The sequence below is a fragment of the Rhodococcus sp. NPDC056743 genome (assembly GCF_042790355.1).
Taxonomy (GTDB): Bacteria; Actinomycetota; Actinomycetes; order Mycobacteriales; family Mycobacteriaceae; genus Rhodococcus_F.
The window spans coordinates 145,169-165,135 of record NZ_JBHTZI010000014.1; the positions used below are offsets into that span (position 1 = coordinate 145,169).

General features: G+C 59.4%; 20 protein-coding genes. 8 read left to right on the plus strand and 12 right to left on the minus strand.

Annotation, left to right across the window (positions count from 1 at the left end; translation table 11 throughout):
- The first annotated feature begins 64 nt into the window (after positions 1-64).
- Positions 65-604 carry a GtrA family protein gene (locus ACFRFQ_RS28580; protein ID WP_138870431.1) on the plus strand — a complete coding sequence of 180 codons (540 nt, stop codon included), beginning with the start codon at positions 65-67 and terminating at the stop codon, positions 602-604.
- Between the two features lie 283 nt (positions 605-887).
- Positions 888-2,090: a ricin-type beta-trefoil lectin domain protein gene (locus ACFRFQ_RS28585; RefSeq protein WP_378664978.1), complete on the plus strand. Its 1,203-nt coding sequence runs from the start codon at positions 888-890 to the stop codon at positions 2,088-2,090.
- A 68-nt stretch (positions 2,091-2,158) separates the two neighbouring features.
- Here ACFRFQ_RS28585 and ACFRFQ_RS28590 read toward each other — a convergent pair whose 3' ends face one another.
- From ACFRFQ_RS28590 to ACFRFQ_RS28600, 3 genes are all read right to left on the minus strand, one after another.
- Entirely contained in the window at positions 2,159-2,284 is a 126-nt protein-coding gene (locus tag ACFRFQ_RS28590; RefSeq protein ID WP_255285241.1) for a hypothetical protein, read from the minus strand.
- A 445-nt stretch (positions 2,285-2,729) separates the two neighbouring features.
- A complete protein-coding gene (locus tag ACFRFQ_RS28595) occupies positions 2,730-3,560 on the minus strand; it encodes an SDR family oxidoreductase (protein ID WP_378664979.1) in 831 nt (276 codons plus the stop codon).
- Complete coding sequence (locus tag ACFRFQ_RS28600; RefSeq protein ID WP_378665001.1) at positions 3,557-5,188, minus strand: AMP-binding protein; 1,632 nt, start codon at positions 5,186-5,188, stop codon at positions 3,557-3,559. The genes ACFRFQ_RS28595 and ACFRFQ_RS28600 overlap by 4 nt, the downstream gene beginning before the upstream one ends.
- Positions 5,189-5,461: 273 nt before the next feature.
- On the opposite strand from ACFRFQ_RS28600, the gene ACFRFQ_RS28605 reads away from it, so the two are divergent.
- From ACFRFQ_RS28605 to ACFRFQ_RS28625, 5 genes are read left to right on the plus strand one after another with little or no spacing between them, the layout of a single operon-like run.
- Positions 5,462-7,123: a class I adenylate-forming enzyme family protein gene (locus ACFRFQ_RS28605; protein ID WP_378664980.1), complete on the plus strand. Its 1,662-nt coding sequence runs from the start codon at positions 5,462-5,464 to the stop codon at positions 7,121-7,123.
- Positions 7,120-7,590, plus strand: a complete 471-nt coding sequence (locus tag ACFRFQ_RS28610; RefSeq protein WP_378664981.1) for a nuclear transport factor 2 family protein — start codon at positions 7,120-7,122, stop codon at positions 7,588-7,590. The genes ACFRFQ_RS28605 and ACFRFQ_RS28610 overlap by 4 nt, the downstream gene beginning before the upstream one ends.
- Before the next feature lie 36 nt (positions 7,591-7,626).
- Positions 7,627-7,983 (plus strand): EthD domain-containing protein, encoded by a 357-nt coding sequence (locus ACFRFQ_RS28615; RefSeq protein WP_378664982.1) that lies wholly within the window; start codon positions 7,627-7,629, stop codon positions 7,981-7,983.
- 45 nt (positions 7,984-8,028) lie between these two features.
- Positions 8,029-8,925, plus strand: a complete 897-nt coding sequence (locus ACFRFQ_RS28620; RefSeq protein ID WP_378664983.1) for a TIGR03619 family F420-dependent LLM class oxidoreductase — start codon at positions 8,029-8,031, stop codon at positions 8,923-8,925.
- 1 nt (position 8,926) lies between these two features.
- Positions 8,927-9,448: a nuclear transport factor 2 family protein gene (locus ACFRFQ_RS28625; protein ID WP_378664984.1), complete on the plus strand. Its 522-nt coding sequence runs from the start codon at positions 8,927-8,929 to the stop codon at positions 9,446-9,448.
- 48 nt (positions 9,449-9,496) lie between these two features.
- Here the strand turns inward: ACFRFQ_RS28625 and ACFRFQ_RS28630 are convergent, their stop codons facing one another.
- The 3 genes from ACFRFQ_RS28630 to ACFRFQ_RS28640 form a co-directional block, all read right to left on the minus strand.
- Entirely contained in the window at positions 9,497-10,690 is a 1,194-nt protein-coding gene (locus tag ACFRFQ_RS28630) for an NADP-dependent malic enzyme (RefSeq protein ID WP_378664985.1), read from the minus strand.
- Positions 10,691-10,845: 155 nt separating this feature from the next.
- On the minus strand, positions 10,846-11,142 hold the full coding sequence (locus ACFRFQ_RS28635) for a putative quinol monooxygenase (protein ID WP_378664986.1): 297 nt from the start codon (positions 11,140-11,142) through the stop codon (positions 10,846-10,848).
- Positions 11,143-11,302: 160 nt separating this feature from the next.
- Positions 11,303-12,295: a cyclase family protein gene (locus ACFRFQ_RS28640; protein ID WP_378664987.1), complete on the minus strand. Its 993-nt coding sequence runs from the start codon at positions 12,293-12,295 to the stop codon at positions 11,303-11,305.
- A 693-nt stretch (positions 12,296-12,988) separates the two neighbouring features.
- Between ACFRFQ_RS28640 and ACFRFQ_RS28645 the strand changes: the two genes are divergently transcribed.
- On the plus strand, positions 12,989-13,771 hold the full coding sequence (locus tag ACFRFQ_RS28645; protein WP_378664988.1) for an enoyl-CoA hydratase/isomerase family protein: 783 nt from the start codon (positions 12,989-12,991) through the stop codon (positions 13,769-13,771).
- A gap of 132 nt (positions 13,772-13,903) precedes the next feature.
- Here ACFRFQ_RS28645 and ACFRFQ_RS28650 read toward each other — a convergent pair whose 3' ends face one another.
- The 6 genes from ACFRFQ_RS28650 to ACFRFQ_RS28675 all read right to left on the minus strand — a co-directional run.
- Positions 13,904-14,836, minus strand: a complete 933-nt coding sequence (locus ACFRFQ_RS28650) for an ABC transporter permease (RefSeq protein ID WP_378664989.1) — start codon at positions 14,834-14,836, stop codon at positions 13,904-13,906.
- Positions 14,837-14,864: 28 nt separating this feature from the next.
- A complete protein-coding gene (locus tag ACFRFQ_RS28655) occupies positions 14,865-15,809 on the minus strand; it encodes an ABC transporter permease (RefSeq protein ID WP_378664990.1) in 945 nt (314 codons plus the stop codon).
- Entirely contained in the window at positions 15,806-16,633 is an 828-nt protein-coding gene (locus ACFRFQ_RS28660; RefSeq protein WP_378664991.1) for an ABC transporter ATP-binding protein, read from the minus strand. Before ACFRFQ_RS28660 ends, ACFRFQ_RS28655 begins: the two co-directional genes overlap by 4 nt.
- Positions 16,630-17,661, minus strand: coding sequence for an ABC transporter ATP-binding protein (locus ACFRFQ_RS28665; RefSeq protein WP_378664992.1), 1,032 nt, complete (start codon positions 17,659-17,661; stop codon positions 16,630-16,632). The genes ACFRFQ_RS28660 and ACFRFQ_RS28665 overlap by 4 nt, the downstream gene beginning before the upstream one ends.
- A 513-nt stretch (positions 17,662-18,174) precedes the next feature.
- Positions 18,175-19,506 (minus strand): ABC transporter substrate-binding protein, encoded by a 1,332-nt coding sequence (locus tag ACFRFQ_RS28670; protein WP_378664993.1) that lies wholly within the window; start codon positions 19,504-19,506, stop codon positions 18,175-18,177.
- Positions 19,507-19,798: 292 nt separating this feature from the next.
- On the minus strand, positions 19,799-19,967 hold a 169-nt coding region (locus ACFRFQ_RS28675; protein ID WP_378665002.1), incomplete at its 5' end, for an amidohydrolase family protein.

The window sequence follows — 19,967 nt, forward strand, 5'->3', positions numbered from 1 at the left end:
TTCCGAACGCTTCGGCGCGAGCGATTTTTATGCTCAACGGCACCAACCCGGTTAGCCTCGACCAATGGCGTTTGTAGGAAAACTGGTCAATTGGCTTCCTGAGAAGATTCTCGTGCGGGTTCTGCCACACGCGGAGATGCTCAAGTTTCTGGTGGTCGGCGGCATCGCCTTCATCGTCACCACCGTGCTGTTCTTCGGTATCAAGTGGACCGTTCTGCCGCAACATCCGGTTACCGCCAACATCATCGCAGTCCTGGTTGCGACAGTCCTGTCGTACGTCTTGAACCGTGAATGGTCGTTCGCAGAGCGTGGCGGGCGCCAGCGCCACCACGAAGCGGCTCTGTTCTTCATCGTCGCCGGTATCGGCTTGGCCATCAACCAGGTGCCGCTCTGGATTTCGAGCTACGTTTTCGACCTCCGCCAGCCCAATGTCTCCGTGTTGATGGAGAACTTCGCCGACTTCATCAGTGGATCCATCATCGGAACCCTGCTGGCAACGGCTTTCCGTTGGTGGGCGATGCGCAAATTCGTCTTCCCGGAAGAATCCACGAATGGCGAAATGATCCTCGATGCAGAAGCGACGGACGCTCCTTCACTCGACTGACTCCGGCAGCAACCGGGGAGCATCACTCACCAGCGAACTTCGTCAATATTTGCACTATTCCAACCTTCTCGAAAGGTGCAAATAGACCCGAATCTTTTGTGTAGCATTTCGGCCGTCAAAGCCTTTTCGGAATTGTTTCCGAAAAGGCTTGGTTCTCGCCGCACAAAAGAATGGAATCACAATGAGAGAGACTGTGTTTTCGTACATTTCGGGGGAATCGTCAACAAAGAATCGGCATTCGAAACAGACCGTTTGTTATCTCATCGCAGTCATTGTCATGTCGATGGGAATGCTGGTGTTTTCACCGCCCACCGCGGATGCCACAGTGATCGGCGCGGTCAAGACACCAAACGGGCGATGCCTGGAGAACAAGTGGGGCGTGACGTCGGACGGTAACCCGGTGCAGATCTACGACTGCAACGGCAGTGCTGCGCAGATCTGGAGCACTGAAAGCGATGGAACTATTCGCGTACAGACAAAATGCCTGGGCCCGCAAGGTGGTTCCCTCGTGGCAGGGACCGCCCTGGTCATATCGAATTGCACCGGCGCGACATTCCAACGATGGACTTCCGGGCCAGGAGGCACGGTTCGAAGCCAGGTCAACGGACTCTGCGTCGAGAATCGCGGCGGCATCAACGCAAACGGCAATCCCGCTGTGGTTCAGGTATGCGATGGGACGCCGGCCCAGAATTGGTCTTACACAGGTGCCGTCGTGACGCCGCCGTCTCCGTCCGGGGTTTCGGTACCGGTCGGCAATCTCAACGGATGGCGTCAGATCTTCTACGACGACTTCACCAAAGATGCTGCGCTGGGAACCTGGGCAAGTACTTGCGATCCCAACAAGATCGTCTATACCGGTGCGCAAGGACAAAAGTGGCGAGCCTACCCGTCTTGCTATCTCGATACGTACCAGAAGCGACCGTATCGCTCCGATCAAGTTCTCAGCGTCAAGAATGGCGTGCTCAATTTCAATCTGCACAATGTCAACGGACAACCAGCAGGAGCAAGCCCGTCACCCGTCATCAACGGCCAAAATCAAAATCAGACCTACGGCCGTTATTCAGCCAGATTCAAGGTCGATAATCCAAACCTCAATGAGTATTACGTCGCCTGGTTGTTATGGCCTCAGTCCGAGGTGTGGCCACGCGACGGTGAATTCGACTTTCCCGAAGGCGGCTTGGCAGGCACCGCCGGCGGCTTCCATCACTACTCCGGTGAGGGATCGTGCGTGGGCGGATGCCAGGAACTCGCGACAGATATCGGAGCACGGTTCACCGACTGGCACACATACACGATCGAGTGGTCGCCCGGCCGGATCAAATATCTACTCGACGACCAGGTAGTGCTGGAAAGCACCTCATGGGTTCCGTCGACGCCGATGCGCTGGCAATTGCAGACCGAGACAAAGGGCACCGGAACCAGCAACGGGAACCTGATGCTCGATTGGGTCTCGGTGTACGCCTACGACACGAGCGCACGGCCGTAACCTCAAACGCGAGAAGGTCCGCGCGCCACTGGCACGCGGACCTTCTGCAGGTGAATTCCGATGCGGAACTAGCTCAGACCACCGAAAACAACGACGAGGCTGTTCACGGTGTTCGTGAGCGACTCGAACACGCCCTTGAGAACGAGGTCTGCACTGCCGACCGGGATCATCAGAATTGTGGAAAGGGAACCCATTGTGTGCCTCCATGATTGACCAGGCCGAAGGAACGGCCCGCAAAGAAAAGTTGATCGCGCTCGGATAGAGCGCAGTGTGAAGTGCGGTGGCGACTACCGAGAGTCACCGCAGTCCGGGCGCGCTATCAGCTACCGAACGCTCCACCGAGCACACCGAGGAGGTACTTGAGTGCAGCCAGTGACTGGCTCTGAGCGAGAAGATCCGAGATCGATCCCATGTGAAACTCCTTATGTGAAAATAATGTGAAGCGGGTTGCTGTACTTGCATTTTCGCTGACATAGGACAGCAAAAAATGCCCGTGCCCGAGCTGTTCACCCAAGCACCATCGGATGCTAACACCGCGATCGAGTGCTGTGGGGTGCTACGAATTTGCTCTCGGTTCGTCAGGCCGCAGCCCGGATCACCACCACGTTCCGAGTGCCACCGGTTCGACGCCGCCGAGCTTCACTCCGTCTTCTGAAGCGTCGCCATCAATTTCGGACCGTCGACAACCCGGCCGAGAAATCGGTCGGCGTCGGGATCGGTTGCCAGCCAGACTGCGGCCGCGGCCGGAACCGACGCCGGTGTGGCTGCAAATCCTGCGTCCACGATCGCGTCCGAGCCGCCGCGAGCCTTACCTGATTCCGTGATCACAAACCCCGGACTCAGATTGAATGCCTTGATTCCGGCGCCGCGGTACTCCGCGTTGATCGCACCGGCGATGCGTCCGAAGCCGGCCTTCGACGCGGCGTACGACAAGCCCCAGCCGCCTTCACCAGGAGGCGCCGGTGGGTCCATGGTAGCCGAACCGGATGCGAGGCCGATGACAACACCGTTGCCGCTCTTCACCATCGACGGCAGGACCACCTGGACCAACGCGAGTTGGTGGAGATAGTTTCCGATAACCATCGCCTGCGCATCGTCGATCTCGATGTCGAGAATCCGGTCCATGTTGCCGACTGTCTGTGCGTAGGCGTTGTTGACCAGCACATCCACCCGGCCCCACTCGCGCAGGACCTGCTCCCCGGCCGCAACAACCGATGCCCGATCGAGCAGATCCATCGGAACCGCCAATGCCCGCACGCCGCAGGCCTCGATTTCGGCCACTGTCGTCTCGAGGCTTCCGGTAACCGGGATAACCTGCTCGCCGTCGCGCGTTCGCGGTGCCGCGCGGCCTTCACCTTCACGGACAGTGCGGGCGGTGATCGCGACGTCGAACCCGGCGCGCGCAAACGCCAGCGCGCACTCGCGGCCGATACCGCGAGAAGCGCCGGTTACCAGCGCTACTCGGTTCACAGGAACCTCGAACGGCCGTGAGTCTCGAACTCCTTCTCGAGGCTTTCGATGTCGGCTTCTGTCATCAGCGTGTACTCGGGAGCGCCGCGACCCACCCAGTGGTACACGGGCTCATCGCTGCGCCAGCGATCGACCTGAAGGTCACGCTTGAGCACCTTGTTGGAACCTGTGACGGGCAGGTTGGTTGACACGCGAATGAAGCGCGGCGCCGACTTGGTTCCCAAATCTGCCTGTGCGGCAAGGTAAGCGGCAAACTCGACCGGGTCGAAGTCTGTCAGATCCGCAACCTCGATGCCCGCCATGACCTGATCTCCCGAGCGCGGGTCCGGAACGGCAAACACACCGGTTGCGATCACCTTGGGGTGGCGGCGCAGGATGTGCTCGATCATCAGAGCCGACGTGTTCTCACCGTCCACGCGGATCCAGTCGCCCTTGCGTCCGGCGAAGTAGATGAATCCTGCTTCGTCGACGTAACCGAGATCGCCTGTCCAGTACCAGCCGTCACGGATCTTCTCCGCCATGGCGTCTTCGTTCTTGTAATAGCCCTCGAACTTCTGCGAACCTGCCTTGTCGACCATTTCGCCGATGGACTCGTCCGAGTTGAGTACGTGACCGTGCTCGTCCAGGATCGCGCGGGGACGCTCTTCCTTCGTGTCGGGATTGACGATGACGATGTTCTCGTTGGCCGGACGTCCCAGCGCTCCCGCAGGCTGATTCGGATCGAGGACCACCGAACCGGCCCCCTCACTCGAGCCGTAACCCTCGAAAAGCTGTGCGCCGAAGCGGCGAATGAACTCGGCTTTGTCACCCGGCGACGCTTCGGTGCCAAAACCGTGCGTGAGGGTGTTCTCGATGTCGTCGGACTTTTCCGGCGTCGCCATCAGGTAGCCGAGCGCCTTCCCGACGTACGTGAAATACGTTGCGCCGTAGTACCGAACGTCCGGCATGAAACCCGAGGCCGTGAACTTACGGACGAGGCAGACAGTAGCGCCCTGTGACAGCGCGGGAGCCCACAGCGCCATCAGTGCGTTGCCGTGGAAGAGCGGCATGCAGCAGTAGCAGACGTCGTCGCGATCGATGTCGTACTTTGCGCAGTTTGCATACGCCAACCGGGTCAGACGTCCCTGGCTGCATCGCACAGCCTTCGACATACCGGTTGTTCCGGAGGTAAAGAGGAGAAGGAAGAGTGTCGACGCGTCGACACCCAGGTCGATCTGTGGCGTCTCGACGCGATGCGCAGCAACAGTTTCGGCGTACGACGCGTCGTCGACGAGGATGAAGCGGTCTTCGGTCAGACCGAGGTCGAGACCCGCGAGCTTCTCGTGGCCGGCCTTGTCCGTGACGATCATCTGGCAATCGACGTATCGAACCTCGGCTTCGAGCTCGGCTCCACGGCGAGTCGGGTTGATGCCGACGATCGTGGCACCCGTCAGCGCGGCGCCGCCGAGCCAGAACAGGAACTCGGGCTCGTTCTCGAGGAGAACACCGATGTGGAAGGGACCAGGTGCGCGAAGCGACTTGGCGTACGAACCGCGGGCAGCACTTTCATGGACAACTTCGTCCCACGTCCAGTCCTGAGTGCGCGTCCGCAGACCCAGATGCTGATCGCCCACACGATCGATCAACATCTGTGCGACGTCCTCACGCTGCGGAGTGGCAACGGAACTACTCGTCGGTGCTTCGGTGGCGGTGTTCGTCATCGTGATCCTGTGTCCTACTCGAGAGGGGAAGGAATTCGTGTGCGCTCACGCTCATTCCTTCGGCTGCGATTCTTTCGGAACGCTAACTGCGCGATATGGGAGCAACGCGCTCAGTCTCGCTCAGTGGTAACCGCCCCACAGATAAGATTGTCCCGTGACATTTTGTGACGTGAAAAGCGCCACAATACGAAAGGCCAATCCATGACTGCCCCCGCAGATCCGCAGTTGCTCCTGGACCAGGCGGTCTCGCGCCTCACCGGTCCCGGTGGGCCGTTCGAGATCGTCGAAGAAGAGGTTCTCGGCACCGTCATGCCCGTGATGAAGAATCGCGGACATGCCATCGGTGAGCTCATCTCCGCGTCTCGGGCCTGGGGCGACGGCGACTACCTGGTCACCAGTAACCGTCGTATCTCGTTCACGGAGCACGCCGACGCCGTAGCCGCGCTCGCGACGGCTCTGCGTGACAAGTTCGGCGTCCGCAAGGGCGATCGGGTGGGAATCCTCGCGGCCAACACCCCTGAATGGGTCATGACCTTCTTCGCGGCGCAGGCGCTCGGTGCCATCGCTGTCGGCCTCAACGGCTGGTGGGTTCCTCGCGAGGTGTCACACGGCATCGAGCTGTCGAGCCCGAAGGTGCTGGTGGTCGACGCGAAGCGCGGCGCAGCGCTTCCTGAGTTGCCGTCAGACGTCACGGTTCTGACCATGGAAGAGGATCTGCCCGCGCTCATCGCCGAATACGCCGGCGCCGATGTGCCCGCCGTGGACATCGACGAGGACGATCCGGCTGTCATCCTGTTCACCAGTGGCACCAGCGGCCGGCCCAAGGGCGCGCTGCACTCACACCGCAACGTGATGGCTGTTGTCGATTACCACAAGTACAGCGACGCTATCGGCGCTGCATTCACGGGACGCGAGTACGACGGTTCCAAGCCCAGCCCGCTGCGCTACCTGCTGACGTCTCCCCTGTTCCACATCGCGAGCCTCCACAACCTGGTCATCCCGCGCCTGGCAACTGGCAGCGCCGTGGTCATGACCGAAGGCAGCTTCGACGTGGACAAGGTGCTCGGCCTGGTCGAGCGCGAACGAATCACGAACTGGGGCGCCGTTCCCACCATGGCGTCGCGGTTGCTCGAGCACGGCAACATCGGCAAGTACGACGTTTCGTCGCTGACTGCTTTCTCGCTGGCATCCGCACCGTCGTCACCGGCGTTCAAGGAGCGTCTCAAGGAGCAGGTGCCGTTCGCGCGCAACGCCCTCGTCGACAGCTACGGTCTCACCGAGTGCAGCACGGCCATCGCCGTCGCCGTGGGAGCCGAACTCGAAGAATTCCCCGGCACTCTCGGACGCCCGATCATCACCGTGTCCATGGAAATCCGTGACCCCTTCGGTGAGTGGCTCCCCGACGGCATCGAGGGCGAGGTCTGTGTACGCAGCCCGTTCGTCATGCTCGGATACTGGGAAAACGAAGAGGCTACCGCTTCGGCAATTTCTTCCGGACGTTGGCTCCGCACAGGCGATTTCGGTGTCATCGAGAACGGTCGACTCCGTCTGACCGGCCGCCGTTCCGACCTCATCCTGCGTGGCGGAGAAAACGTCTACCCCACCGAGATCGAGCAGACCCTCGACGAGCACCCCAACGTGATCGAGTGCGCCGTCATCGGTACACCTCACGCGGACCTCGGCCAGGAAGTGTCAGCCGTCGTCGTCCTGCGTCCCGGCTCGACCACCACAGAAGAAGAACTCCGGGAATACGCTGCCGAGCGCCTGTCCTACTTCAAGGTGCCGTCGAAGTGGCGCATCACCAGTGATCTGTTGCCCCGCAACGCAACCGGAAAGATGGTTCGCCGCGAGATCACGGTATGACCGAAGAGCTGTCACGGATCGTCGCCGAGTCGGCGATCCGTGACTTGCTCTGCGAATACACGCACCTGATCGATCAGGGCAGGTTGCGTGAAGTAGCAGCACTATTCGCGCATTCCGATTACGGCCAGTGCGGACCCGACGGCGTTGCCACCACTGTCATTTCGTCCGACGCCGACGCTGTGTTTGCGGCGTGCACCGGCTTCATCCGGATGTACGGCACTCCCCCGACCCCGAAAACGAAGCACCTGTTGACCAATACCCGCGTGTCGGTCGACGGGAACGTGGCCGCGGCGCTGTCTTACATCACGGTCATACAGGGCACCGAAGATTTTGCCCTGCAACCGATTCTATCGGGTCGCTATTTCGATCGATTTACCTGCGTTGACGGATCGTGGCAGTTCAGCTCACGGCTTCTCTGCATGGACAGCATGGGCGAGTTGTCAGCTCACGCCAACCGATCACTCTGAATACACCTCGCAGCACCTTCTACGGGAAGACGAACGATGTTCAAAGCAATCGCATTACTCACTCGTAAGCCTGGACTCTCGAGGGAAGAGTTCATCGACTACTACGAGAACAACCATGCCCCGCTGATTACCGAAACCTTCCCGCAGATCATCGAATACCGCCGGAACTTCCCCGATCTCACTCAGGTTCTGCGCACCGCGGAAACCCCCGACCCGACATTTGATGTCATCACCGAAATGTGGTTCCAGGACAAGGACGGGTACGCCGACATGCTGGCCACTCACGCTCGACCAGAGGTCGGCAACCGCATCCGAGCCGACGAAGCCAACTTCATCGATCAGACCAAGATCATCCAATTCGTCGTCGACGAGTGCCAGCTGCCGCAGAGCTGAAACTCGCCTGTCGTTCCCGTAGATCGTCGAAAAGGACTTCTCCGCATGGAAATCGGTGTCAACGTATTGGGCCTCGAAGCATTGTTCGAGGGAAAGATCAGACCGGTCCTCGATTTTGCCGCTGCCGCCGATCGCGTCGGGGTCGACTTGATCTGCACGGGCGATCACCTCGGGTTCAATGCCGATGCCCATGCGCAGCGCGTCAGCGAACACAACTTCCTGTTTCCACTCGATCATCCTTGGTACGAGCCGATTTCACTGCTCTCGTCCATCGCTGCAGTCACCGAACGCGCTCGCCTCGGAGTGTCTGTTCTGATCGCAACGGTTCGCCCACCGGCACTGCTCGCCAAACAGGTCGCCACCCTCGACGCGCTGTCGGACGGACGGGTGACCATGGGCTTCGGAGTCGGCTGGCAGGAAGCCGAATACACCGCCACGAACATGCCTTTCGACGCCAGGTTCGGGCGCATGGAGGAAACCGTCGCGGCGTGCCGCGAGCTCTGGACGCAGGCACCCGCCACCTTCAAGGGGCGCGACTTCGCCTTCGAGAACTATCACAGCATTCCGCTCTCCACCCAAGAGCGTGTTCCCGTCCTGTTCGGGTTCGGGCCCAGCCAGCGGAACTTCGACCGTGTCGCACGCGTCGCCGACGGCTGGACCGTCAATCCCGCCGACTTGGCCACCTTCACGGACAGTGTTGCACTGCTGCGCAACACATTCGAAGCACATGATCGCGATCCGGATACCGCTCGCGTGCAGGTATCCGCTTCACCGGTTCGTCGCGACAACGGAAGCGTCGACCTCGAAGCCACTGCCGAGAAAGCTCACGACTGGTCTGATCGTGGCGCCTCCGTTGTCGTCTTCCGGCCGGTCGTATTCGACTGCGCCGCCGAGGAATTACCGGAACTGCTCGACTGGATGATCAGCGTGAGGGAGGCCTGAAATGGAGCAATCGCTACAGGATCTGTTGGACAAGCAGGCTATTCGCGAAGTTGTCATGACGTATGCCCGTGGCATCGATCGGCTCGACTTCGATCTCGTTCGTAGCGCCTATCACCCCGACGCCATCGATCATCACACCGGATTCGACGGCAACATCGACGAGTACATTGCCTGGGTGAAGCCGAAGCTCTCCGCCATCGGCGGCACCATGCATCACATCGGCAACCACCTCGTCGAACTGCACGGTGATCACGCGATCAGCGAGGCCTACTCGATGTCTACGCACTGGGGCGGCCCCGAAGGCGTCGGGATGATCAACTTCACCAGCGGCGCACGCTTCATCGACCACATGGAGCGCCGAAACGGGCGTTGGGCGATCAAGGAACGCTGGGCCGTACGCGAATGGACCCGCTCCGATGAAGGCCGTTTCGTGAATCCCGAGAGCGCCGGCCCCCGCGGCCGGCGCGACGATTCAGATCCATTGGCCGCGTTGAGAAGAACTCTCCCACAACAATCTGCGTGAATCCGGTGTGTCTTCAAGCGACGGGTTCCGGCTACTCTTCAGTCTCTCTTAGCTGGTCACGCCCTCAGCATGCGCTGCGGCCGCGACGGCTTCCGCAACAGCGGTCGCCACGCGAGGGTCGAGAGGACTGGGGACGATCTTGTCCGCGGCCAACTCGTCGCCGACCACCGACAGGATTGCCTCGGCAGCAGCGAGCTTCATACCTTCGGTGATCCGACGGGCACCGGCGTCGAGCGCACCCTTGAACACACCGGGGAAGGCAAGCACATTGTTGATCTGGTTCGGAAAATCACTACGACCCGTCGCCACGATCGCCGCGTACTTCGACGCGGTATCGGGGTGAATCTCCGGGTCCGGGTTCGAGAGCGCAAACACGATCGACTCCGGAGCCATCGACGCGATGAGCTCCTCGGGGATCTTGCCCGCCGAGACACCGAGGAAGACATCCGCCCCGGCCAGCGCCTCGACAGCACCACCGTGAATGCTGCGCGGGTTGGTGCGCGCCGCCAACTCGGCCTTGATGTCGTTGAGATCGCCGCGCTCGCTGGAAATGATGCCCTTCGAGTCCAGCACGACGACATCACTGATACCCGCGGCGAGCAGGATGTTCGCACACGCGACACCCGCAGCACCGGCGCCGGAGATGACAACCTTGAGCGTGGTGATGTCGCGGCTCTGCACCTTCACAGCGCCCTTGAGTGCAGCGAGAACCACGATCGCGGTGCCGTGCTGATCGTCGTGCATGACCGGGCAGTCCAGTGCCTCGATGACACGCTTTTCGATCTCGAAGCAACGCGGCGCCGAGATGTCCTCGAGGTTGACCGCGCCGAAGCTCGGACGCAGGCGGATCAAGGTCTCGACGATCTCGTCGGGATCGGTGGTGTCGAGCACCAGCGGGATGGAATTGAGTCCGGCGAAGTTCTTGAACAGTGCGGACTTGCCCTCCATGACGGGCAGCGACGCGCGGGGTCCGATATCGCCCAGACCGAGAACCGCTGTGCCGTCACTGACAACGACAACGAGTCGGTTGGTCCACGTGTAACGGTCGGCAAGAGTCTCGTCCGCAGCGATAGCGCGGCTCACCTGAGCCACACCCGGCGTGTACGCGATCGACAGGGCGCGCTGCGTATCGAGCGGCGCGGTGGTCTCGACCGACAGTTTGCCACCGACGTGAGCGGCAAAGATTTCTTCGTCGGTCAGCTCGACCTTGGATACGTTGATGGCTTCAGTCACAAGGGACACAATGACACTCCTGAAAGATCGAGATAACTGACAAAACGATTCGGGCCGAACAAGACTGAGGCTCCTACCCGAAAGTATTCGTCAAGGACCAAGAAATGGGGCATGCTCTTCGACACTGTGCACGAAGGACACGCCCCATCTGGACAAACAAATAGTCAGATCGCGGGGTCGAGTGCGTACTTGGCCAGACCGGGCGCCCCTGCGAGAAGCGGTCCCAAATCCTTGATCATGCCTGGGCCGGCGCGCCATTCGCGGTATGCGGCATCTGCCTCGGCAGTAGACCATTTCTCGCAACACAGCCAATGCGTTTCGTCGTCGGCATCGATCAATACGTCGACACCTTCGCAACCTTCGAAAGCACGGGTTTCAGTCAAGATTCGTCCCACTACTTCGCGGGCGGTAGCAAGACTCTCTTTCTTGAGTCGCAGGTCCAGAATCGCGGAAATCGTCACAGCACACTCCTTGTTACAGCTTGGGTTGATTCGAATCAGTGCGGCGCCGAGCAGATTTGCCAACTTGCATCATGAGCTCGGCAGATTTCGGACTATCGGAAGCACAATCCTCGAAAGACGGTGCCACTGCATCCGAACACCGACAACCTTCCTCGAGAGGTCAGTAAAGGAACAACGGATTGATCAGGACACCCGTCGAGCGGTGGATCGCAGTCGGGGCCGCGACGACAAGGCCTGTCGAAGTATTCGTCTGTTTCAACGCGGACACGGCTGGACCGAGTAGGCAATTGTCCACAAGGCACAGACCGATGGCATAGATCAGGTTGTGCACTTCGAGAGAACCGGCCGGGTTGTTCCGGGCATCGTGGAAGTCCCACAGCACCAAGCCTGGATCTTTCGATGCGATCCAAACTGCACCGTCCTCACCGATACCTGGGCGCGCCACTGCGGCGGCGCCGCTCGGGTAGATATTTCCGGCCGCCTCATAGCGATCGCGCCCCTGGTAGATGATCAGCGCATCGCCAGGCTCGAGGGTGACCCCTGTCGCCGCGAGCGCTGCGTCCAGATCCTCGGCGGTAACGGGGTGTTCGGCATCGATCCACTCAACCCCTCGCGCTCCGGCAACATCGAGGACTACACCACGCGTGGCGATACCGTGGTTCGCCCACGCCACCATGGTGTCCTCGTCGGTCAGGGATGCCTCGGCGGGGATCGGTCCGTGCCACGACCCCTCGGCACCGATGTGCGCCAAACCGTCCATGTGTGTGTTGTGAACTCCATGGGCGTCGTACTTGATCACGTCACCGCCATGGGCCGAGCGCATACCGCGGACGCCGACCTGCACATCCAGTTCTACTGATCCGTGACCGGTCGGCATCTCGGCAAGCCCCAGCTTTTCCCACTGCGCTGCCTCGAGTTCCGCCACAGCTCGACCATCGGCCAGACGCCCGGGGCGGGTTTCCACCTCACGTTCGAGGGAGATGGCTTTGCCGAATCTGACTGTGGAGACGCCGCGTAGTCGGGCCGGTTCATCGATGAGGTCCACAGAGCCGCGGCACTGCACACCGTCCACGTGTCGGGATGAATCGTGCTGGTCCTTGATCTTACGGAGCCACGGGGCGAGGGGATCGGTTTCCAGGTCGTCGACTGTCATGCGTTCTCCATGTTCGTTTCCGAGGGGCAGAATCAGCTGATATTCATTCCGAAAGGGCAGAGCCAGGCTGACAACGACCCAATGCAGCGGTCGAGTTGCAAGTAGTCCTGAATCGAATCATCGTCACACACTGGGTATGTCGATCGTACATTCCGGTACTGTCGTTCGATTTTGTCACACATATTCGTCGAAATCGAAGAAACTGAGCGATTCAAACCCTTCAGGTCAATCTGAAACGAGCCTCTGGGTAGCCGAACTTCCCAGAGGTGTATCTGCCTGAACTGTGCCAGGTTTCGTCCCGACAGGCCGACTGTATCTCTTTTTGCAGACCCGAGTGCGATCCTCATTCCGCTAGCCGGAACGTCTCGTCGACCAGTCATCCACGATTCGGTTGGCTAAACGCAGACGGACAACGGGCAGCCACCAAATTCTCTGCTGGACAGGAATTACGGTATGGGAATCGATGCATTGTCGTACTGATGCATTGTCGTACTACAGCCCAGACTGTCCGGTCGACTGGTGGTGGTACCACACCAGCTGGAACACGCCGTGTCGGTTCGCTGATCAAAGACACGCTGCGACGTTGAGTCGACTACGAATGCACGCGCCTTTTCGAACCGCAGTGCTCCAATCGCATCGCGGGATTGTTCGCGGCTACTGGTCAAGACATAGCGAATGCGATACGCTCCGAATATGTCAAATACCCTTGGTGCCAATGGTTTACGGTTTGAACGCGAGGGTTCAATCGGATGGTGCATCATCGACCGTCCGGCTGCCAGAAACGCGTTGACCTCCGCGATGTACTACGGACTGAAGCGAGCAGTCCGTCTCGTAAATTCCGACCCGGATCTGTCTGCATTGATCATCACGGGAGTTGACGACGTGTTCGCACCCGGAGGAGATCTGGGAAGGCGATCAGATCCAGGAGACGCATTGCCGGAGGGACTTTCGAGTATCGATATAGTGCCCTTCCTGACTATTCGCGACAGTCGCGCACCCGTCATCTCCGCAGTCAACGGAATCTGCCAGGCCGGCGGACTTCTGATCGCGATGATGTCGGACATTGCTGTCGCGAGCGATAGGGCCACGTTCCGTGTTCCCGAACTTCTACGCGGTATACCGGACGCGACCTTCGCTGCCGTGTTACCGGCCCACATCGGAATTGCCGCAGCGCGCGACTTGATGTTTTCCGCGCGTAAGTTCGATGCGGCAGAAGCACTTCGGCTTGGCGTCATTTCTCGGGTTGTGCCGCATGAGAGTCTCCGAACCGCAGCTCTCGAGGCCGCCCGCGAGGTCCTGCAGACTGCCCCTGTGGCTCGAGCTCAAGTCAAACGAATGCTTAACGAGCGCTACGGATCGTTCGACTACGAAACCATGTTCGGCGCACTCGAAACCTCGCCAGAGCCACGTGAGGGCATGCAAGCATTCATGGAAAAGCGTGACGCGTACTGGATACCGGCGAACCTACCGAGCTGATACTAACTTCTCCGATACAGACTCTGATTCACACTACATGCATGGAAACAAGTTTCGAGGCCATCACGAGGATCTGACGATGGCCTCGAAACTTCTACCTACATAGAGACTCTGGAACCACGTGGTCGGTACTCAGTCACGCTTCGACGTTGAGGCCGAACCTTCGAGTGCGTCGCGCAAACCGTCGCCGAACGTTGAGAATGCCAGAACCGTCAGGACAATCATGATCGCCGGTGCAGCAATCAACTCCGGAGCTGTGTAGACATTGTCGAACGCCTCACGCACCATCGAACCCCAGGAAGTCTGTGGCGGCTGAACACCGAGTCCGAGAAAACTCAGACTTGCTTCGGCGACAATTGCGACTCCCGCCGAGAACGAAAGCTGAACCAACAGCGGCGAAGCCGCATTAGGCAACACATGGCTCCACAGCAGACGACCTTTGCCGCAGCCTAGTGCGCGAGCTGCCTCGATATACGTTTCGGTCGCCACCGATTCCGCAGCACCGCGCGACAATCGGTACAGCGACGGCGCCATGACCAGTCCGATCGCCAACATCGCATTGGTCAGACCGGGACCGAAGATTCCAATGATAGCGATGGCAAGAATCAAAGGAGGCAGAGACTGCAACGCGTCAGAGATACGACTGATCAGTCCTCCAGCCCATCCGCCTACCAACCCGGCGAACAGTCCCGTCGGAATACCTATCAGCGCCGCCACACCCACAGCCTGGACTACCGCGAGCATCGTGACACTGGCGGAGGCGAGCAATCGGCTGAGTACGTCACGACCGTAGACATCGGTGCCGAGCCAGTGTTCACCGGACATCCCCGCCAAGCTGTTACTCAGATTCTGAGAACTCGGGTCGTGTGGCGCAATCACGGACCCGAAAACCGCGAGCAACAACACCAGCATCAAGAATACCAAAGAGACCAGGGCCGGTATGTTCCTGCGCAACAACCGAAGTGGCCGGGAGGTCCGTAGCGTGTGCACAAAACGACCGCGACTGGAAGGGGGTGCCACCGCTACCGACTTCTCCAGACCCGTGACAATTGTGGTGTCGCTCATGAGAATTACCTTTCGAAAGCCGACCGGGTCAGACCCGGACCCGCGGGTTGAAGTAGCCATAGGCCATATCGACGATCAGATTGATAATGACGATCGCAACCGCCATGACCATGACGATGCCAAGGATCACTGGAATGTCCCGGCTGAAGACAGAGTTGACGGCGAGAGTTCCAAGCCCGGGTAGAGCGAATACGAACTCGACTGTCACCGCACCGGCGAATACCCGACTGACTTGCAGGCCCAGGACGGTCACGATTGGGACACCGGCAACCTTGAGTGCGTGCTTCAGCACAATCTGCTTGGACCGCAAACCCTTGGCCCGGGTCGTTCGGATGAAGTCCTTGGCAAGCGTGTCGACCATCGCGGCACGAGTCTGGCGCGCAACCTCGGCAGTGGAGATTGCAGCGATGGCGAGAGCAGGAAGAATCAGATGCTGAAGCCACAGCCCAAACCCGTCACTGAGCGGGGCGTATCCGGTCGCCGGAAAGACCTGTGCGGAGATAGCCAAGGTGATAACCAGGACCAGGCCGATGATGAAGGGTGGCACCGCCATTGCGATAGAGGAGACTGCTGTCAGCGCCCGATCAAGCAGGGAGTTTGCGCGCATCGCAGCAATGATACCGAGCGGAAGACCGACCAGGATCACGATCACCATTGTCACCACAGTCAATGACAGAGTGATCGGTATTCGATCTGCGAGAATTTGGGCGACGGATTGCGAACTGTAGAGCGACGTACCGAAATCACCGGTCATGATATGGCCAAGCCACTCGATATACCGAAGCAGCAGCGGCCGATCAAGACCCAGTTGTTCTCGCACAGAGGCAATCTCGTCCTGGGTTGCATTGTCACCGGCAAGGCCCGCTGCCGCATCACCCGGCATGAAGTCGACCAGCACGTAGACAAAGAAGCTCAGAAACAACAGCAGAGGAATCGCCGAGAGTAGGCGTTTGGTGAGCAAGTTGACCATCATGCCTCCAGCGTGGGAACAGAGCCGCTGCGACGTCGGGACCTCGGGTCCGGAGCGGCTGAGACCAGCGTCTTGGTGTACGGGTGCTGCGGATTCTCGAACAATTCCTCTGCGGTGCCGGATTCGACAACCTCGCCCCGGTACATAACCATGACGCGGTGGGCGAGAAACCTCACGAGCGAGAGATCATGCGAAATAAAAATATATGACAACCCTCGCTCCACCTGGAGATCGAGCAGAAGGTTCAAAACCTGAGCTTGAATCGAAACATCAAGTGCAGCCACAGGTTCGTCGCACACTATGAAGTCGGGATCAAGCGTGAGCGCGCGAGCGATAGCAATCCGCTGAAGCTGACCTCCAGAGAATTCGCGCGGATACTTGTCGAGTTGGTCTTCACGCATACCCACTCGCTGCAGAATCTCCACTACGCGGCGATCACGCTCTGCCCCAGCGATTCCGAAGTGAATTGATAAAGGCTCCCCAACGGCGTTGCGAATCGTCATATGAGGGTCGAGCGAGCTGAACGGATCCTGAAAGATCATCTGAGCACGTTGCCGAAAGGCCAACAATTCCTTACCTTTGAACCTACGCACATCCTGTCCGTCGAACCGGATCGTACCGGCATCGGGCTCGATCAGGCGAAGAACCTGACGTCCGATTGTGGATTTTCCTGCACCGGACTCCCCGACGATGCCGAGCGTTTCACCACGCGCAACTGTGAAGCTCACATCGTTGGTCACAATGGACCTCTCGGTCACACGGCCCAGAAGATTCCGCTTGGCCGGGTAAGACTTGTGCAATCCCGTCACTTCCAACAACGGCGTCATCCGGCTATTCCTCTCAGCTCAAGCTGGCCGTCGCGCACACAACGAACTGATCGCCCGGGAGCAATGCTCTCCAGCGTGATCGGTTCCGAGTCACACAGGCCTGCCTCTGCGTGACTGCAGCGAGTCTGGAACCGACATGTTTGTGGCCAGTCCCACGGAGCGGGCACCGCCCCGGGAATCGAGGACAGACGCGTACCTTTGACGCTTGGGTCCGGAATCGCTGCAAGCAATCCTTCCGAGTAAGGATGACGGGGGTCGTCGAAAAGATCGTCGATCAAAGTGGATTCGACAACCTGGCCTGCATACATCACAGCCACGCTGTCGCACATCTCAGCGACGACTCCCAAGTCGTGGGTGATAAACAGAATTGACACGTCGTACTCATGTTGCAGATCCTTCATCAATCGCAACATCTCCCGCTGCACCGTCACGTCCAGCGCTGTCGTGGGCTCATCTGCTATCAACAGCTTAGGCCGACATACCATCGCGATTGCCAGCATTACGCGCTGACACATGCCACCCGAGAATTCGTGCGGGTAGGACTTGGCACGGCGATGCGCATCAGGAATTCCTACTGCATCGAGCATCTCGACGGCGCGAGCAAACGAGTCCTTCTTCGACACGCCTTCGTGCCGACGTACCACCTCGGCGATCTGGTCGCCGACTGTAAATGCCGGAGACAGGCTACGCCTGGGTTCCTGGAAGACCATCGACATGTCGATACCGCGAATGTCCGACAGTTCCCGCTCTGTCAGTCCGACAATTTCCCTGCCCGCGACTCGGATCGATCCGGACACCCGGCAACCGCGAGATGGCAGTAATCCCATTGCAGCCAAGGAAGTTACAGTTTTTCCGGATCCAGATTCTCCGACCAGACCGACCGCAGCTCCAGCCGGCACTCGCAACGACACGTCATCGACGACGCGGGTCCATCCATGATCGGTAGGAAATTCGACCGAGAGATTCTCGATCCGCAGGACATCGTCATCCGCCTCGTCGGGCAGCAACAACGGTAGATCAGTCGCCATGAACAGGATCTCCTCGGACCAGGCAAAGGACGATGGCTCAGCCATGCAGTCCAGACGTATCAAAACAGCAGAGGTAACGTGACTCACAACATACAGTACAAATAAGTGAACTTCTATATAGATGACAACTTAGTTATAGATTGACGAACCGCATACGCGAACCGCCTTGTCGCGCAATACCGCCACTTCCGTACCCTCGCACCCGTGCACATCGAGATCGACGGCCTACACCGAAGCGGGCCGAACCCTTCCAGCAGCGCTCGTGGGCGTGGTTCCCGAACCTATTCCCGGAGAACAATTCCGAAGGTCCTATCGCCTTGGTGGTGCTCCGATTGCGCTGGCGCTATTCAGGGGCGGATCCATGAACATCCGGAAGAAACAGCAGACCGACGGTGGCATACATCGAACTGCACTCGACAAGCCTGGCGATGCCGGCTGAGATTGTGCCGCATCGAAATTCGCGCGACACAACCTCATGACACAGTGGATTGCCTGTCGTTTATCGAAGCCGACTTATTTCGCTATACCGACGTAGCGCAGGTCCATCACCCCAGTGTAATGCGAGACACCCATATTGGCTGCACCAATTACGTTGTCCGAGAACGCAAACTGGGTACTGACAGCGCAGAGAAAAACATCGAATGCATTCTCGACCACAACAGCTGATGTCGCTTCCAGAGCAGCGGTGCGCTCAGCGTCCGACACGTTGGGATCGAAGGCCGGCACCAAAGACTCCCTGAACTCGACTGGCAGTGTTCCGGGAAATAGTCTGGGAACCGTGTAGTTGCGGTTGAGGAACTGCGCGGAACTCGGATCGCCCACCCGCACGTTCACGAGCGCCGGTTCGGCCTTTGCCGCGAACTTCGCAGTCATATCGACCAGATCTACCGGCTTGGCGCTCATCGTGACACCAATGTCCGCGAACTGCGCCTGCAGTGCGGCCGCTATCTCGTCCTGTGGTGATAGTCCTGCGCCTAGGAGCGTGTTGAACGTCAACCCGTTAACCCCGGCTTCTTCGAGCAAAGCACGCGCCCGGTCGGGATCGTAGGTGTAATCAAATGGCGGATCCGAGAGGTGCCCATCCGTGCCCTCGACGATCGGTTGCCCCGCAACCTGGCACTGACCACTGAGCAAGGACGAATTGATTCCCTCCCGATCGATCGCAAAGTTCAGCGCTTGACGGACGCGGACATCCGAGAATTCCGGGCTATCGGTATTCATCGTCATGGTGTAGAGCTGCGCAGGAGGGTACGAGAAGAATCCGTAGCCGGTGCCAAGAGAGGACGACTGCGGATACTGTCCGATCTTGGAGATCATCAGGTCTATCTGACCGGATCGCAGGGCATTCAAACGGGCGTTGTCGTCAACAATGCCTGTGATCGTGATCGTCTTCGACAACTGCGCCGCAGGATCCCAGTACCCTTCCCGACGCTCGTATGTTGCGGAGTCTCCCACTTTGACCGAGGTCGCGACATACGGACCCGAGCCCACCGGATTGACATCCAGATCCGGATTGTCGAGGGCCTTCGGGCTGATCAGTGAAGCTTCCACACCCGCAAGGACGTACGGCAGGTCGGCAGCGGGTCGGTTCGCGATGACCTTCACCCGCTTGGCATCGACTACTTCCACCGAATCGATCATCGAAAAGGTCGTCGCAACAGTCGATCCCGCCGCAGTCTTCGCATGATCCAACGTCGATTTGACTGCAGCCGCGTCGAGAACCGCCCCATCGGTGAACGTGACCCCGTCACGCAGGGTGAAGACGACCTCGCGGCCGTCTTCGGAGAAGTCCCACTCAGTCGCAACCATTGGGGCAATAGCGAGCGATCCTTCCTTGTCAACCATCTGCGTGAGCCTGTCGTACACCGGAGTCAAATATGGGTACGCTGCAGGAGCTGACGGCATCTTGTGGGGATTCAACGCTGGAGTCGGCACCGTATGACCGACACGGAGGTTGCCGTTTGAATCGGCGTCTTCGACTGCAGCCCCGATCGAGCCTCCCAACGCCGGCGTCGAGTCATCGGAACTTGCACCGCCACAGGCAGAGAGCACCAAGCTCAGTGCGGCAATTGCTACACCGGTACGTAAAACTGAACGTGTGATCACGGTCTTGAGATCCCTCTCAGTCAGGATGGGGTTAGGTGCGCGGGAAGTGCAGTAGTGCACGGGCATTGGTTTCGACCATCTTCTCGACCTCGTCGTCGGGTACGTCGATCATCGCGTCGTGTACCTTTTTGCGACTGTTCGGCCAGTTCGAATCCGAGTGCGGGTAGTCACCTTCCCAGGTGATGTTGTCGATACCGACG

Bases quoted from the DNA above. Each gene is read 5' to 3' on its own strand.
- ACFRFQ_RS28650 (WP_378664989.1), bottom strand. From the start codon at position 14,836: ATGAGCGACACCACAATTGTCACGGGTCTGGAGAAGTCGGTAGCGGTG.
- ACFRFQ_RS28665 (WP_378664992.1), bottom strand. From the start codon at position 17,661: ATGGCGACTGATCTACCGTTGTTGCTGCCCGACGAGGCGGATGACGAT.
- ACFRFQ_RS28670 (WP_378664993.1), bottom strand. From the start codon at position 19,506: ATGGTTGACAAGGAAGGATCGCTCGCTATTGCCCCAATGGTTGCGACT.
- ACFRFQ_RS28625 (WP_378664984.1), top strand. From the start codon at position 8,927: ATGGAGCAATCGCTACAGGATCTGTTGGACAAGCAGGCTATTCGCGAA.
- ACFRFQ_RS28660 (WP_378664991.1), bottom strand. From the start codon at position 16,633: ATGACGCCGTTGTTGGAAGTGACGGGATTGCACAAGTCTTACCCGGCC.
- ACFRFQ_RS28585 (WP_378664978.1), top strand. From the start codon at position 888: ATGGGAATGCTGGTGTTTTCACCGCCCACCGCGGATGCCACAGTGATC.
- ACFRFQ_RS28610 (WP_378664981.1), top strand. From the start codon at position 7,120: ATGACCGAAGAGCTGTCACGGATCGTCGCCGAGTCGGCGATCCGTGAC.
- ACFRFQ_RS28605 (WP_378664980.1), top strand. From the start codon at position 5,462: ATGACTGCCCCCGCAGATCCGCAGTTGCTCCTGGACCAGGCGGTCTCG.
- ACFRFQ_RS28655 (WP_378664990.1), bottom strand. From the start codon at position 15,809: ATGATGGTCAACTTGCTCACCAAACGCCTACTCTCGGCGATTCCTCTG.
- ACFRFQ_RS28590 (WP_255285241.1), bottom strand. From the start codon at position 2,284: ATGGGTTCCCTTTCCACAATTCTGATGATCCCGGTCGGCAGTGCAGAC.
- ACFRFQ_RS28615 (WP_378664982.1), top strand. From the start codon at position 7,627: ATGTTCAAAGCAATCGCATTACTCACTCGTAAGCCTGGACTCTCGAGG.
- ACFRFQ_RS28580 (WP_138870431.1), top strand. From the start codon at position 65: ATGGCGTTTGTAGGAAAACTGGTCAATTGGCTTCCTGAGAAGATTCTC.
- ACFRFQ_RS28645 (WP_378664988.1), top strand. From the start codon at position 12,989: ATGTCAAATACCCTTGGTGCCAATGGTTTACGGTTTGAACGCGAGGGT.
- ACFRFQ_RS28640 (WP_378664987.1), bottom strand. From the start codon at position 12,295: ATGACAGTCGACGACCTGGAAACCGATCCCCTCGCCCCGTGGCTCCGT.
- ACFRFQ_RS28620 (WP_378664983.1), top strand. From the start codon at position 8,029: ATGGAAATCGGTGTCAACGTATTGGGCCTCGAAGCATTGTTCGAGGGA.
- ACFRFQ_RS28600 (WP_378665001.1), bottom strand. From the start codon at position 5,188: ATGTTGATCGATCGTGTGGGCGATCAGCATCTGGGTCTGCGGACGCGC.